This is a genomic window from Streptomyces sp. NPDC093149 (assembly GCF_044754145.1).
In the GTDB taxonomy this organism is placed as follows: domain Bacteria; phylum Actinomycetota; class Actinomycetes; order Streptomycetales; family Streptomycetaceae; genus Streptomyces.
Genome location: NZ_JBIVON010000011.1, coordinates 32,713 through 46,449 on the forward strand (window position 1 = coordinate 32,713; position 13,737 = coordinate 46,449).

Below are 13,737 nucleotides of genomic sequence, written 5' to 3' on the forward strand. Positions count from 1 at the left end.
CCTGTCGATTCCGCCGCGGGTTCCGGGACACGGGAACGGCCCCGGGAACGAGCCCGGGGCCGTGCGCGACAGCTGACCGAGGGTCAGTCCTCGATCGAGGTCATGACGTGCTTGACGCGGGTGTAGTCCTCGAAGCCGTACGCGGAGAGGTCCTTGCCGTAGCCGGACTTCTTGAATCCGCCGTGCGGCATCTCGGCGACGAGCGGGATGTGGGTGTTGATCCACACGCAGCCGAAGTCGAGGTTCTTGGACATCCGCATCGCCCGTGCGTGGTCCTTGGTCCACACCGAGGAGGCCAGGGCGTACTCGACGCCGTTGGCGTACTCCAGGGCCTGGGCCTCGTCCGTGAACTTCTGGACGGTGATGACCGGGCCGAAGACCTCGTTCTGGATGATCTCGTCGTCCTGCTTGAGGCCGGAGACGACGGTCGGGGCGTAGAAGTAGCCCTTCTCGCCGACCCGGTGGCCACCCGCCTCGACCTTGGCGTGGGCGGGGAGCCGCTCGATGAAGCCGCTGACCTGCTTCAGCTGGTTGGCGTTGTTGAGGGGGCCGTACAGCACGTCCTCGTCGTCCGGCTGCCCCGTCTTCGTGTCGGCGGCGGCCTTGGCGAGGGCGGTGACGAACTCGTCGTGGATGGACTCGTGGACCAGGACCCGGGTCGCGGCCGTGCAGTCCTGGCCCGCGTTGAAGTAGCCCGCGACGGAGATGCCCTCGACGGCCTTGGCGATGTCGGTGTCCTCGAACACGACGACCGGGGCCTTGCCGCCGAGCTCCAGGTGGACCCGCTTGACGTCCTTGGCGGCGGACTCGGCGACCTGCATGCCGGCCCGTACCGAACCGGTGATGGAGGCCATCGCCGGGGTCGCGTGCTCGACCATCGCACGGCCGGTGTCGCGGTCGCCGCAGATGACGTTGAAGACGCCCTTGGGGAGGATCTGCCCGATGATCTCGGCGATCAGCACGGTCGACGCCGGGGTGGTGTCGGACGGCTTGATGACGACGGTGTTGCCCGCGGCGAGCGCCGGGGCGAACTTCCAGACGGCCATCATCATCGGGTAGTTCCACGGCGCGACCTGCGCGCAGACGCCGACCGGCTCGCGGCGGATGATGGAGGTGAGACCCTCCATGTACTCACCGGCCGAGCGGCCTTCGAGCATGCGCGCGGCGCCCGCGAAGAAGCGGATCTGGTCCACCATCGGCGGGATCTCTTCGGTGCGGGTCAGCTCGATCGGCTTGCCCGTGTTCTCCGACTCGGCGGCGATGAGGTCCTCGGCGCGCTCCTCGAAGGCGTCCGCGATCTTCAGCAGGGCCTTCTGGCGCTCGGCGGGCGTGGCGTCCCGCCAGGCGGGGAAGGCGGCCGCGGCGGCGTCCATCGCGGCATCGACATCGGCCTGGCCGGAGAGCGGCGAGGTCGCGTAGACCTCTTCCGTCACCGGGTTGACCACGTCGATGGTCCGCCCGTCAGCGGCGTCCCGGAATTCTCCGTTGATGTAGTTGCGCAGACGGCGCACCTCGGTGGTCACAACCACCCCTCCTGTCGACACGTCCAGTGGATGAGATGACCAGCGTAGTCGCTCGGGTGTCGCTTTCGACATGCCTACCCGCCGCGAACTTCGGATTCAGTGATATCGAGACCCTCAGACAACGAATTTCATCGATCTGGGGTTGCCAGACAGACGAGTCCCGGTGCAGAGTGGATGCGTGGCCAGTCGCAGCGCAGACTCCAGGACAGGGAACGGATCGTCCCCAGCGGTCGATGCCGTGTCCCTCGCAATCATCGAGCAGCTCCAGGAGGACGGGCGTCGTCCGTACGCCGCGATCGGCAAGGCCGTCGGCCTCTCCGAGGCGGCCGTGCGGCAGCGCGTCCAGAAGCTGCTCGACCAGGGCGTGATGCAGATCGTCGCCGTCACGGACCCGCTCACCGTGGGATTCCGGCGGCAGGCGATGGTGGGCATCAATGTCGACGGCGACCTCGATCCCGTCGCCGAGGCGCTGTCGGCCATGGCCGAATGCGAGTACGTGGTGATGACCGCGGGCTCCTTCGACCTGATGGTGGAGATCGTCTGCGAGGACGACGACCACCTGCTGGAAACGATCAACAAACGCATCCGGGCCATCCCCGGTGTGCGCTCCACCGAGAGCTTTGTGTACCTGAAGCTCAAGAAGCAGACCTATATGTGGGGAACCCGATAGCCGTGAGCAAGGACCTCAGCCGAACCGCGTACGACCACCTGTGGATGCATTTCACCCGCATGTCGGACTACGAGACCGCGCCCGTTCCCACCATCGTGCGTGGCGAGGGCACCTACATCTACGACGACGCAGGCAAGCGCTACCTCGACGGCCTGTCGGGCCTGTTCGTGGTCAACGCCGGTCACGGCCGTCACGAGCTCGCCGAGGCGGCGTACAAGCAGGGCCAGGAGCTGGGCTTCTTCCCGGTCTGGTCCTACGCCCACCCGAAGGCCGTGGAGCTGGCCGAGCGCCTCGCCGACTACGCGCCGGGCGACCTCAACAAGGTCTTCTTCACCACCGGTGGCGGCGAGGCCGTCGAGACCGCCTGGAAGCTGGCCAAGCAGTACTTCAAGCTCCAGGGCAAGCCGACCAAGTACAAGGTCATCTCGCGTGCGGTCGCCTACCACGGCACCCCGCAGGGCGCCCTGTCGATCACCGGCCTGCCGGCCCTGAAGGCCCCCTTCGAGCCGCTGGTCCCCGGCGCGCACAAGGTGCCGAACACCAACATCTACCGCGCCCCGATACACGGCGACGACCCGGAGGCCTTCGGCCGCTGGGCCGCCGACCAGATCGAGCAGCAGATCCTCTTCGAGGGCCCGGACACCGTGGCCGCGGTCTTCCTGGAGCCGGTGCAGAACGCCGGTGGCTGCTTCCCGCCGCCGCCCGGATACTTCCAGCGCGTGCGCGAGATCTGCGACAAGTACGACGTGCTGCTCGTCTCCGACGAGGTCATCTGTGCCTTCGGCCGTCTGGGCACGATGTTCGCCTGCGACAAGTTCGGCTACGTGCCGGACATGATCACCTGCGCCAAGGGCATGACCTCGGGCTACTCCCCGATCGGTGCCTGCATCGTCTCGGACCGCATCGCCGCGCCGTTCTACGAGGGTGGCAACACCTTCCTGCACGGCTACACCTTCGGTGGCCACCCGGTCTCCGCGGCGGTGGGCCTCGCCAACCTCGACATCTTCGAGCGCGAGGGCCTCAACCAGCACGTCCTGGACAACGAGAACGCCTTCTTCACGACGCTGCAGAAGCTGCTCGACCTGCCCATCGTCGGCGACGTCCGCGGCAACGGCTTCTTCTACGGCATCGAGCTGGTGAAGGACAAGGTCACCAAGGAGACCTTCACCGACGAGGAGACCGAGCGCGTCCTGTACGGCTTCCTCTCCAAGGCGCTCTACGACAACGGCCTGTACTGCCGGGCCGACGACCGCGGCGACCCGGTCGTCCAGCTCGCGCCGCCGCTGGTCTCGGACCAGTCGACGTTCGACGAGATCGAGGGCATTCTGCGGACCGTCCTCACCGAGGCGTGGACCAAGCTCTGACCGACGCCTCGACCGGCTGTCCGACCACGGATCGGGCATCCGGTCGACGGCCCGGCCGCCTGTCGGCGGAACGGGGGCCGTCCGGCCGCGACCGGCCGGACGGCCCCCGGGGCTTGACCCTCGCTTGACCACCACATGACCGGCCTCCGCCGGTCGTTCCATACGGTCCACACGGCCCGGATGAGCCCATTCGAGTGGGAAGGGGCGCATCCGGGCCGTGTGCTGTGCCCACACCGCGGTTCGAATCCCTACGGTGCCGAGTGACCGATCGGCCCCCTCTTCGTTCCCCCGTACGGGGGACGGGAATTACGATCTGAACCGAGGTGTACGCCATGGTGGCCCCGCCGGACAACGACGTGATCTGGGCACGTTCCCTGCAGCACTCCCACAACGGCTCACCCGCGCTCGGCGGAGTCTCCGTGGGTGTCCGGGACGGCGAGATCCTCGCCGTGACCGGCCCCCGGGGCAGCGGCAAGACGACCCTGCTGCACTGCCTCTCGGGTCAACTGGTGCCCCAGCAGGGCGAGGTGTGGTTCAACAGCGTCCCCGTCCACACCATGGGCCCCCGGCTGCGCGAGCGGCTGCGCCGCGACAGGTTCGGCTGGATCGCCCCCGAGCCCCAGCTGGTGCCGGAGCTGAACACCTGGGAGAACGTCGCTCTTCCGCTGCTGCTGCGCGGCGCCTCGCACCGGGAGGCGAAGCGGACGGGCCTGGAGTGGCTGGAACGGCTGGACATCGGCGGGTGCGCCAAACAGCGACCGCACACCCTGCCCCAGGGACAGCGCCAGCGGATCGCCGTGGCCCGCGCACTGGCCGCCTCACCTGCGGTGATCTTCGCCGACGAGCCGACCGCGACCCTGCACCGCACCGACCGGGCCCATGTGCTGCGCACCCTCACCAGCGCGGCCCGTTCGCACGGCATCACCATCGTGCTGGCCACCCACGACGCGGAGGTCGCCACCCTCGCCGACCGCACCGTCCCGCTGCTGGACGGCCGCCGCGTCGCCACCGTCGCCCTGCCCGCCGTATCCGATGCGGAGGGCCGCTCGGCGTGCTCGCTCTCCGTCTAGCCCGGGGCTCCCACCCACTGGTCCTGATGCGGCGGCTGCTGGTCGCGGCCGCCTCCGCCGGAGTCGGCTTCCTGCTGCTGTGCGCCCTGGGCTACGCGTCGGGGCACCCCGCGCACTCCACCGGGGCCGTGCTGCGACTGCTGTGGTGCTTCGTCCCGCTGGCCGCCACCGTGCAGTTCGCGGTCGCGGTGGCCCGTACGGACCCGAGTACCCGGCCGCGCACCGGACTGTCCGCCGTGGGCCTCGGACCGGTGAGGCTCACCGTGCTCGCCGCGGTCTCCACCGCCGTCTCCTGCACTCTCGGGTCCATGGTGGCGCTGCTGCTCTTCCTGCATCTGCGCGGTGATCTGTCCGGGCTGCCGTTCGACGGCGCGGCGGCCGGGATGCTCGACGCGGACGCCCCGCTGCCACTCGCGGCCGTGCTCGTGCTGCTGGCCCTGGTCCCGGTGGCCGCGGCGACGGCGAGCGGGCTGGCGCTGCGCGGCCGGCCGTTCGCGACGGCGGCCGGGGACGACGACGCCTTTGCGGAGACCCCGCCGGAGGCCGAACCGCCCGCTCCGGCCGCGCCCCCGACCGGACTGCCCTGGGGGGTGGCGCTGACCGCGGTCGGCCTCGCCGTCGAGGCGTACATGAGCGGCGGCGAGGGCCGGAGCCTGCTCCCGCTCCCCGGCAGGCTGGACGCCACCCCGGCCGGAGTCCTGGCGGGGTGGACGCTGACGGCGATCGGCCTGGCCATGGCCGGCCCCGGCCTGGCGTATCACTGCGGGCGGTTGCTGCAGGCGGTGCACCCCGGTGCCGTGCGCCTGCTGGCGGGACGGGTGCTGATGGACGAGGCGCGCCGGATCGGCGGGCCGCTCGGGGTGGTCTGTGCGGTGCTCTCCGCCGTGATCGCCGCCTACGCGCTGTACGGAACGGGGCCGCGCCCCTTCGGTCCGCTCACGGCGCTCGGCGCGGTGCTCGTCCTCGGCTGTACGACGGCGACGCTGCTGACCTCGGCGCTGGAGGCGAGGCAGGACCGCACCCGGACGACGCGCGCGGTGCTGCGGCTCGGCGCCCCGGTCTCGGCCCTGCGGTTCGCGACGGCGCTGCGCGCCGCCGCCCTGCTGGTCGTCTTCGCCCCGCTGACCTGGCTGATCGCCGAGCTGGCGGCGCTGCCGCTGACGGCCTGAGTCCACGTCTCCCGGAACATCGGCCGGGAGACGTGGACATCGGCACTGCCCTGCCCCGGGACCGAGTCGCTCGCCACGTTCGGCGAAGTCGTGACCTCGAACCGCCGTCGTCCAGCCGGTTCCGGGCCACCGGGCCTTCGTCCACCCCGCCGGTCACGGACGGGACGACGGCCGCCCGGCCCCGTGACCGCCCGCCCGGCGCACCGGCGGCCGGGGCCGGTTCAGAGCGAGGCCAACCGGTTCACGAGCGCGTCGAAGAAGGCGTGCCAGCCGTCCTCGGCCGCCGCGTACTGCTCGGCCGTGAGGTTGCCGCCGCGCTGCGTGAAGACCATTTCGGTGGACTTGTCGCCGCGGTCGGTGAAAGTGACGGTGACGGTCTCGCCCTCGACGTCGGCGGGCGCGGTGGCGTCCTTCAGCGTGAAGACCAGCCGCTCGGGGGCGACCACCTCTCGGTAGACCCCGTGGAAGGGCATCTCGGTACCCGGCACCACGATGACCAGGCTCCAGGCACCGCCCGGCCGGACGTCCATCAACACCCGGTCGAGCGGGACCTCGGCGTCCCCGCCGTACCAGGCGGCGAAGTGCTCGGGGGTCGTCCAGGCCTCGAAGACCAGTTCCCGCGGGGCGTCGAGGACGCGGGTGATGTCGATGCCCTCGCGTGCTGACTCGGTCATTGTTCCCGTCCTTCCCGGAGTCCTTCCGGACCTTGCGCGTCTCCTCCCCCAGCTTGCACGCAGACCACTGCGCCGACCCGGCGCGCGCCGTCCCCCGGCGCGCTCCGGCGGTTCCGGGCGCCGGGAAAGGGCGGGCCGGAGCGCCGGATGCGCCTCGGCCGGTCCAGTGAACGCGGTGCGGCCCGCGACGGCCGCACGACCGGTCAGAGAACGGCGGGCAGGACGACGGTCTCCGCCGCGTCGAAGCCGACCCCCACGCTCGCGCCCTCCTCCGGCGCGTCCCGCAGCGCGCACTCCGCCTCCAGGACCGGACCGCCCGGCGGCGTCAGCCGTACGGCGACGTGGTTGCCCCGGAACGTACGCGTCCCGACCGTGCAGCGCAGCCCCTCGTCCGGGGCACCGATCCGCACCCCGGCAGGGCGCACCAGCAGGTCGCACGCCCCCTGCGGCGAGCCCTCGGCCACCGGGATCCTGCCCCACACCGTGTCGGCGGCCGTACCGGACACCGTCGCCTCCACCACGTTGTCGAAACCGAGGAACCGGGCGACGAAGGCGGACGCCGGCCGCTGCCAGACCTCCAGCGGGGTGCCCACCTGCGCGATCCGCCCTTCGCGCATCACCACCACCCGGTCGGCCAGGGCGAACGCCTCGCCCTGGTCATGGGTGACGGCGAGCACCGTCGTGCCCAACCGCCCGAAGAGCGTCCGCAGTTCGACGACGAGCCGCTCGCGCAGGCCGCGGTCGAGCTGGCCGAGCGGCTCGTCCAGCATCAGCAGTTTCGGTCGCGGGGCGAGGGCCCGCGCGAGGGCCACTCGCTGCTGCTCGCCGCCGGACAGCGCGGCGACGGCCCGGCGTTCCGCGCCGGGCAGGCCCACCAGGCCCAGCAGTTCCGCGACCCTGAGCTCCTGGTCCCGCCGCGAGACCCCGCGCATCCGCAGCCCGAAGGCGACATTCGCACCGACGTCCCGGTGCGGGAACAGCTGGTGGTCCTGGAACATCAGGCCGAGACCACGCCGGTGCACCGGCACCCCGGCCTGGTCCGCGCCGTCCAGCAGCACCCGGCCGGCGTCCGGCGGACGCAGCCCGGCGACCACCCGCAGCAGGGTCGACTTGCCGCTGCCGCTCGGCCCCAGCACGCACACGATCTCGTGCTCGGCGACGTCGAGGTCCACCCTGTCGAGTGCCGCCCGCTCACCGAAGCGAACCGTGGCCGATTCCAGTGTCAGCATCCCTAGAACTCCCCGGATCGGTCGGTACGGATACGTTCGAGCAGCAGCAGCGAGACGGCGCAGACCACCATCAAAATGGTGCTCAGCGCCATCGCCTGGCCGTAGTTGAGCTCCCCGGCCCGCCCCAGCAGGCGGGCCACGGCGACCGGCAGCGTCGGGCGGTCGGGCCGCGCGATGAACACCGTCGCGCCGAACTCACCCAGCGACACGGCGAACGCGAAGCCTGCCGCGACCAGCAACGCCCGCCGCACCAAGGGCAGATCGACCTCCCGCCAGGCCCGCAGCGGGGACGCCCCGAGCACCGCCGCCGCCTCCCGCAGCCGGCCGTCCACCGCCCGCAGGACCGGCAGCATCGTCCGTACGACGAAGGGCACACCGACCAGCGCCTGGGCCAGCGGCACCAGGATCCATGAAGTCCGCAGGTCCAGCGGCGGCTTGTCCAGCGTGATCAGAAAGCCGAAGCCCACGGTGACCGCGGAGACCCCGAGCGGCAGCATCAGCAACGCGTCGAAGCCGCGGACGAGCCGCCCGGCGCGCCGGGTCAGCGCCGCGGCGGCGAGCCCGCCGACGAGCAGCGCGATGACCGTCGCGACCAGTGCGTACTGGATCGAGTTCCAGATCGCTTCGAGCGGCGCGACCAGGAACGTGCCACCGCCCGCGTCCACGGACCGCAGGGCACGGTAGAACTCCAGGCCATGGCCCCCGGGAGTGTCCAGCGAGCGTTCCACCAGCACCCCGAGCGGCAGCAGTATCAGCAGCAGCACGGTCAGCAGCACCCCGCCGAGGAGCGACCACTGCCCGGCGCCGCGCGGCCTGCGGGCGGTCTGTGCCGGGTCGACCAGCTTCAGCGCGGTCTCCCTGCGCCGTACGGTCCACGCGTGCACGGCGAGGATCGCTCCGACGGCGGCGAACTGCACCAGCGTCAGCACGGCGGCCGTCGGCAGGGCGAGCAGTTGGGCGGTCTGCCGGTAGATCTCCACCTCCAGCGTGGCGTACCCCGGACCGCCGAGGATCTGCACGACCCCGAAGGAGGTGAAGGTGAAGAGGAAGACCATCAGCGCGGCGGCGGCCACGGCGGGTGCCAGGGCGGGCAGGGTGACCCGCCGCCAGGCGGCGAACCGTCCGGCGCCCAGCACCCGGGCGGCCTCCTCCTGCCGCGGGTCGAGCTGCGACCACAGCCCGCCCACGGTCCGTACGACCACCGCGTAGTTGAAGAAGACATGGGCGAGCAGAATCGCCCAGACCGTGGTGTCGAGCCGTACGCCCCAGAGCTGGTCGAGGAACCCGCCGCGCCCCAGCAGCGCCAGGAAGGCCGTCCCGACGACGACGGTGGGCAGGACGAACGGAACGGTGACGACCGCCCGCAGCAGTTGTTTGCCGGGGAAGTCGAGGCGGGCGAAGACATAGGCGCCGGGCAGCGCGATCAGCAGGGTGAGCGCGGTCGAGGCCAGCGCCTGCCAGGTGGTGAACCAGAGGACGTCACGGATGTCCGGCCGGGTCAGCACCTCGCCGATCCGGCCGAACTGCCAGACGCCGTCGACCTTCAGCCCGCGGCCGACGATGGCGGTGACGGGGTAGGCGAAGAACAGCGCGAAGAACGCGACGGGCACGGCCATCAGACCGAGCCGCACCGCGCTCCCGCGCCACGCCTTCGCGCGCAACGGGTTCATGCGCCCGAAGCGGCCGCGTGGCTCCTCGCCACGCGTCCGCTGCTCGTCCCCCTCGGGCGCGCCCTTCCCGCCCGCGTCCGATCCGCGTACGGGAGTCTTCGCTACTTCACTACGAGCGAGGACCACGACTGGACCCACTGCTCACGGTTCTTGGAGATCCGATCAGGGGCGACCGTCGTCGGCCTGTCGACCGTCGCGCCGAACTTCGTGAAGAGCTCCGGCAGTTTCGCACCCTCGGTGACCGGGTTCACGAACATGTTGAGCGGCATGTCCTCCTGGAACCGCTTGCTGATCAGGAAGTCCAGCAGGGCCTTGCCGCCCGCCTCGTTCTTCGCACCGTTCAGCAGACCGGCGAACTCGATCTGGCGGAAGCAGGTCCCGGTGGCGACGCCGGTGGGCGCCTCGGCCGGCTGCGGCTTCGCGTAGAGCACCTCGACGGGCGGGCTGGAGGCGTACGAGACGACCAGCGGCCGGTCGGCCTTGGCCTTCCGGCCGCCCGCGGAGCCGGAGAACTCCTCGTTGTAGGCCTGCTCCCAGCCGTCGACGACCTTGACGCCGTTGCTCTTCAGCTTCTTCCAGTAGTCCTGGTAGCCCTTGTCGCCGTAAGTGGCGACGGTGCCGAGGAGGAAGCCGAGGCCGGGCGAGGAGGTCGCGGCGTTCTCGGTGACGAGGAGGTTCTTGTACGCGGGCTTCGCCAGGTCGTCGAAGGACCGCGGCGGTGCCAGCTTCTTGTCGGCGAAGTACTTCTTGTCGTAGTTGACGCAGATGTCGCCCGTGTCGATCGGGGTGACCCGGTGCTCGGCGCCGTCCAGCTGGGTGTCGGCCGCCACCCGGTCGATGCCCTTCGCCTCGTACGGCGTGAAGAGCCCGCTGTCCAGGGCACGGGAGAGCAGGGTGTTGTCGACGCCGAAGAACACATCGCCGCGCGGGGAACCCTTGGTCAGGATCTCCTGGTTGAGCGCGACACCGGCGTCGCCGCTCTTCAGTACCTTGACGGTGTAGCCGGTCTCCTTGGTGAACTCCTTCAGCACGTCCGGGGAGGCGTTGAAGGAGTCATGGCTGACGAGCGTCACGGTCTTCGAGCCGGAGCCCTTCGTGCCGCCGGAACCGGAGGCGGACTTGTCGGAACTCCCGCATCCGGCCAGTGCCGTGACGCCGAGCGCGGCAGCGGCGGCAGTCGCCGCGAGCTGCTTGGTTCTGCGTGTGGTGCTCATTGTGGATTCCTCCTGGGTTTTGGCCAGGAAGAGACGCGGCCCCGCCCGCACAATGCGGGCAGGGCGCAACAGCATGAGTTGATGACCGAACTTCCTACCCGGAATGACCCGGGCGAGGTTCAGAGGGTCTGCGGACGACCTGTCCTCGGTGCCGCACTCTCAGCGCTGTGGCGCTCCCCTGTCGGAATATGAAGTTGATTTCAGGCCCAGGTTACACGGACCGTCCCCGCCTCAGCGCTCGGCCGCCGCCAGCTGTCCACAGGCTCCGTCGATCTCCTGGCCGCGGGTGTCCCGCACCGTCACCGGCACCCCGTGGGCCGCGATCGCCTCGACGAAGGCCTTCTCGTCCTCGGGCCGCGAGGCGGTCCACTTGGAGCCGGGCGTCGGGTTCAACGGGATCAGATTGACGTGCACCCGCTTGCCCTTGAGGAGCCGGCCGAGCAGATCACCGCGCCACGCCTGGTCGTTGATGTCCCGGATCAACGCGTACTCGATGGAGACGCGGCGGCCGGACTTCTCCGCGTACTCCCACGCAGCGTCCAGCACCTCGCGCACCTTCCACCGCGTGTTCACGGGGACGAGCGTGTCGCGCAGTTCGTCGTCCGGCGCGTGCAGGGATACGGCGAGACGGCACTTGAAACCCTCGTCGGCGAAGCGCAGCATCGCGGGCACCAGACCCACGGTGGAGACGGTGATCCCGCGCTGCGAGAGCCCCAGGCCGTCCGGCTCCGGGTCGGTCAGGCGACGGATCGCGCCGACCACCCGGTTGTAGTTGGCGAGCGGCTCGCCCATGCCCATGAAGACGATGTTGGAGAGCCGTGCCGGGCCTCCGGGGACCTCCCCGTCGCGCAGGGCACGCATGCCGTCCACGATCTGGTGAACGATCTCGGCGGTCGACAGATTGCGGTCGAGACCGGCCTGTCCCGTCGCGCAGAACGGACAGTTCATCCCGCATCCCGCCTGGGACGAGATGCACATCGTCACCCGCTCCGGGTAACGCATCAGGACGGACTCGACGAGCGTCCCGTCGTGCAGCTTCCACAGCGTCTTACGGGTGGTGTCGTCGTCACAGCTGATGTGGCGGACCACGGACATCAGGTCGGGGAACATCGCCTCGGCGAGCTTGTCCCTCGAACCGGCCGGGATGTTGGTCCACTCGGCCGGGTCGTGCGCGTACCGCGCGAAGTAGTGCTGCGAGAGCTGCTGGGCGCGGAACGGCTTCTCGCCGATCGCAGCGACCGCTTCCTTGCGCTCGGCGGGCGTGAGGTCGGCGAGGTGCCGCGGCGGCTTCTTGGCTCCGCGGGGCGCGACGAAAGTGAGTTCTCCGGGCTTAGGCATGGTCCATCCAGTGTCGCAGACGCAACGACGAGGGCCCGCCGCCCTGTGGACGACGGACCCTCACGCGTGAATGCCCAGGTCAGGACCATAGATCTCGCAGATCAGCCGGAGCCCACGAACAGCACCAGCAGCAGCCAGACCACCGGGGCGGTCGGCAGCAGCGAGTCCAGCCGGTCCATGATGCCGCCGTGTCCCGGCAGCAGCGTGCCCATGTCCTTGATGCCGAGGTCCCGCTTGATCATCGACTCGCCCAGGTCACCGAGGGTGGCGCTGACCGCGACCGCGAGCCCCAGCAGCAGTCCCTGCCACCAGGAACCGCCGTCGATCAGGAACTGCATGCACAGCGCCCCGGCGACCATCGCGAAGGCGATGGCCCCGAACAGCCCCTCGCGGGTCTTTCCGGGGCTGATGCGCGGCGCGAGCTTGTGCTTCCCGAAGCGCCAGCCGACGGCGTACGCGCCCGTGTCGCTGACCACGGTCAGCAGCAGGAAGGTGAGCACCCGCTGCGGTCCGTCGTCCGCGGTCAGGAGCATCGCGACGAAGGTCGCCAGGAACGGCACGTAGAACGCGGCGAACACCCCGGCCGTGACGTCCTTGAGGTAGCCCTCCGGCGGCTCGGTCATCCGCCAGACGAGCACCGCGAGCGCGGTCAGCGCCATCGCCACCCAGGCACCCTCGGCGCCCCGGGCGTACCCGGCCACCACCATCGCCGCGCCACCGACCGCAAGCGGAACGAGCGGCGCCTTGATGCCCTTGCGCTCCTCCAGCCGCGAGGTGAGCTCCCAGAGCCCCACGACGACGGCGACGGCGATCACACCGACGAAGACGGCCTTCACGATGAACAGCGAGGCGACGATGACGGCGCCGAGCCCCACACCGACCCCTATGGCGGCTCGCAGATCACGGCCCGCACGTTTCTTCTGCGGGGGCGGTGGCGCGGTGGACATGGGCTCCTGCGGCTTCTCGTCACGGAACAGGGGGCCACCGCTCAGGCGTGCGGCCCCCTGGCCCCGGTCATCAGGGTCGTCAGCGTCTCTACCTGCGTCGGGAACGTCCGGCACGATGGGCATGGGCCGAGTCTGCTGGGCGTCATGCACATCGTATGCAGGACCCGCCGGGGCGGCCTGCGTCTCGGGCGCACCCCAGCGACCGGCTCCCTGTGGGGCGCCCCGGGAGGAGTCGTTCATCAGACTTCGAGCAGCTCGGCTTCCTTGTGCTTGAGCAGCTCGTCGACCTGTGCGACGTACTTCGCGGTGGTGTCGTCGAGCTCCTTCTCCGCGCGACGCACCTCGTCCTCGCCGGACTCCTTGTCCTTGACCAGCTTGTCGAGGGTCTCCTTGGCCTTGCGGCGCACGGCCCGGATGGAGATCTTCGAGTCCTCGGCCTTCGACTTCGCGACCTTGATGTAGTCGCGACGACGCTCCTCGGTGAGCTCCGGGAAGGTGACCCGGATGATATTGCCGTCGTTGCTCGGGTTGACGCCCAGGTCCGAGTCACGGATGGCCTGCTCGATGTTGCGCAGCGCGCTCTTGTCGAACGGCGTCACGACGGCCATGCGCGGCTCGGGCACCGAGAACGAGGCGAGCTGGTTGATCGGGGTCAGCGCGCCGTAGTAGTCGGCGACGATCTTGTTGAACATCGCCGGGTGCGCACGGCCGGTACGGATCGCGGCGAAGTCCTCCTTCGCGACGACGACGGCCTTCTCCATCTTCTCCTCGGCCTCAAGGAGGGTTTCTTCGATCACCACGTGCTCCTGCGTGTCTTGAGTGGGCCCGGCTGCTCGGGCCCGGCGGGTCCTGCGTCGCGTCCTCACCTG

Annotated in this window: 12 protein-coding genes and 1 riboswitch; of the genes, 4 read left to right on the forward strand and 8 right to left on the reverse strand. The window is 70.4% G+C overall.

All coding sequences use genetic code 11. The annotated features are described in order from the left end of the window. Nucleotides 1-83: 83 nt before the first annotated feature. Nucleotides 84-1,523: a gamma-aminobutyraldehyde dehydrogenase gene (locus ACIQCZ_RS29020; protein WP_351083796.1), complete on the reverse strand. Its 1,440-nt coding sequence runs from the start codon at nt 1,521-1,523 to the stop codon at nt 84-86. Between the two features lie 178 nt (nt 1,524-1,701). Here ACIQCZ_RS29020 and ACIQCZ_RS29025 point away from each other — a divergent pair, with 178 nt between their 5' ends. The 4 genes from ACIQCZ_RS29025 to ACIQCZ_RS29040 all read left to right on the forward strand — a co-directional run bounded on the left by ACIQCZ_RS29025 (nt 1,702) and on the right by ACIQCZ_RS29040 (nt 5,796). Continuing rightward, nucleotides 1,702-2,193 carry an Lrp/AsnC family transcriptional regulator gene (locus ACIQCZ_RS29025; protein WP_176740396.1) on the forward strand — a complete coding sequence of 164 codons (492 nt, stop codon included), beginning with the start codon at nt 1,702-1,704 and terminating at the stop codon, nt 2,191-2,193. Next, on the forward strand, nt 2,178-3,557 hold the full coding sequence (locus tag ACIQCZ_RS29030; RefSeq protein WP_402286317.1) for an aspartate aminotransferase family protein: 1,380 nt from the start codon (nt 2,178-2,180) through the stop codon (nt 3,555-3,557). The genes ACIQCZ_RS29025 and ACIQCZ_RS29030 overlap by 16 nt, the downstream gene beginning before the upstream one ends. 332 nt (nt 3,558-3,889) lie before the next feature. Continuing rightward, nucleotides 3,890-4,627, forward strand: coding sequence for an ABC transporter ATP-binding protein (locus ACIQCZ_RS29035; protein ID WP_402286319.1), 738 nt, complete (start codon nt 3,890-3,892; stop codon nt 4,625-4,627). Beyond that, nucleotides 4,609-5,796 (forward strand): hypothetical protein, encoded by a 1,188-nt coding sequence (locus ACIQCZ_RS29040; protein WP_402286322.1) that lies wholly within the window; start codon nt 4,609-4,611, stop codon nt 5,794-5,796. The genes ACIQCZ_RS29035 and ACIQCZ_RS29040 overlap by 19 nt, the downstream gene beginning before the upstream one ends. A gap of 221 nt (nt 5,797-6,017) precedes the next feature. Here the strand turns inward: ACIQCZ_RS29040 and ACIQCZ_RS29045 are convergent, their stop codons facing one another. From ACIQCZ_RS29045 to frr, 7 genes are all read right to left on the reverse strand, one after another. After that, complete coding sequence (locus ACIQCZ_RS29045; protein WP_402286323.1) at nt 6,018-6,470, reverse strand: SRPBCC domain-containing protein; 453 nt, start codon at nt 6,468-6,470, stop codon at nt 6,018-6,020. 203 nt (nt 6,471-6,673) lie between these two features. Then, nucleotides 6,674-7,699, reverse strand: a complete 1,026-nt coding sequence (locus ACIQCZ_RS29050) for an ABC transporter ATP-binding protein (RefSeq protein ID WP_402286324.1) — start codon at nt 7,697-7,699, stop codon at nt 6,674-6,676. A gap of 2 nt (nt 7,700-7,701) precedes the next feature. Further along, nucleotides 7,702-9,315, reverse strand: coding sequence for an ABC transporter permease (locus tag ACIQCZ_RS29055; RefSeq protein WP_402286704.1), 1,614 nt, complete (start codon nt 9,313-9,315; stop codon nt 7,702-7,704). Nucleotides 9,316-9,470: 155 nt separating this feature from the next. Next, nucleotides 9,471-10,583 carry a thiamine ABC transporter substrate binding subunit gene (locus tag ACIQCZ_RS29060; protein ID WP_402286326.1) on the reverse strand — a complete coding sequence of 371 codons (1,113 nt, stop codon included), beginning with the start codon at nt 10,581-10,583 and terminating at the stop codon, nt 9,471-9,473. A 73-nt stretch (nt 10,584-10,656) separates the two neighbouring features. Beyond that, nucleotides 10,657-10,773: riboswitch (TPP riboswitch) on the reverse strand. 41 nt (nt 10,774-10,814) lie between these two features. Next, on the reverse strand, nt 10,815-11,921 hold the full coding sequence (gene rlmN, locus ACIQCZ_RS29065; RefSeq protein ID WP_351083138.1) for a 23S rRNA (adenine(2503)-C(2))-methyltransferase RlmN: 1,107 nt from the start codon (nt 11,919-11,921) through the stop codon (nt 10,815-10,817). Between the two features lie 101 nt (nt 11,922-12,022). Then, nucleotides 12,023-13,108: a phosphatidate cytidylyltransferase gene (locus ACIQCZ_RS29070; RefSeq protein ID WP_402286327.1), complete on the reverse strand. Its 1,086-nt coding sequence runs from the start codon at nt 13,106-13,108 to the stop codon at nt 12,023-12,025. Further along, entirely contained in the window at nt 13,108-13,665 is a 558-nt protein-coding gene (gene frr, locus ACIQCZ_RS29075) for a ribosome recycling factor (RefSeq protein ID WP_351083133.1), read from the reverse strand. The genes ACIQCZ_RS29070 and frr overlap by 1 nt, the downstream gene beginning before the upstream one ends. Nucleotides 13,666-13,737: the final 72 nt, after the last annotated feature.

Coding starts and splice junctions, on each gene's coding strand:
- ACIQCZ_RS29045 (WP_402286323.1), bottom strand. CDS start 6,470: ATGACCGAGTCAGCACGCGAGGGCATCGACATCACCCGCGTCCTCGAC.
- ACIQCZ_RS29035 (WP_402286319.1), top strand. CDS start 3,890: ATGGTGGCCCCGCCGGACAACGACGTGATCTGGGCACGTTCCCTGCAG.
- ACIQCZ_RS29060 (WP_402286326.1), bottom strand. CDS start 10,583: ATGAGCACCACACGCAGAACCAAGCAGCTCGCGGCGACTGCCGCCGCT.
- rlmN (WP_351083138.1), bottom strand. CDS start 11,921: ATGCCTAAGCCCGGAGAACTCACTTTCGTCGCGCCCCGCGGAGCCAAG.
- ACIQCZ_RS29050 (WP_402286324.1), bottom strand. CDS start 7,699: ATGCTGACACTGGAATCGGCCACGGTTCGCTTCGGTGAGCGGGCGGCA.
- ACIQCZ_RS29070 (WP_402286327.1), bottom strand. CDS start 13,108: ATGAACGACTCCTCCCGGGGCGCCCCACAGGGAGCCGGTCGCTGGGGT.
- ACIQCZ_RS29055 (WP_402286704.1), bottom strand. CDS start 9,315: ATGGCCGTGCCCGTCGCGTTCTTCGCGCTGTTCTTCGCCTACCCCGTC.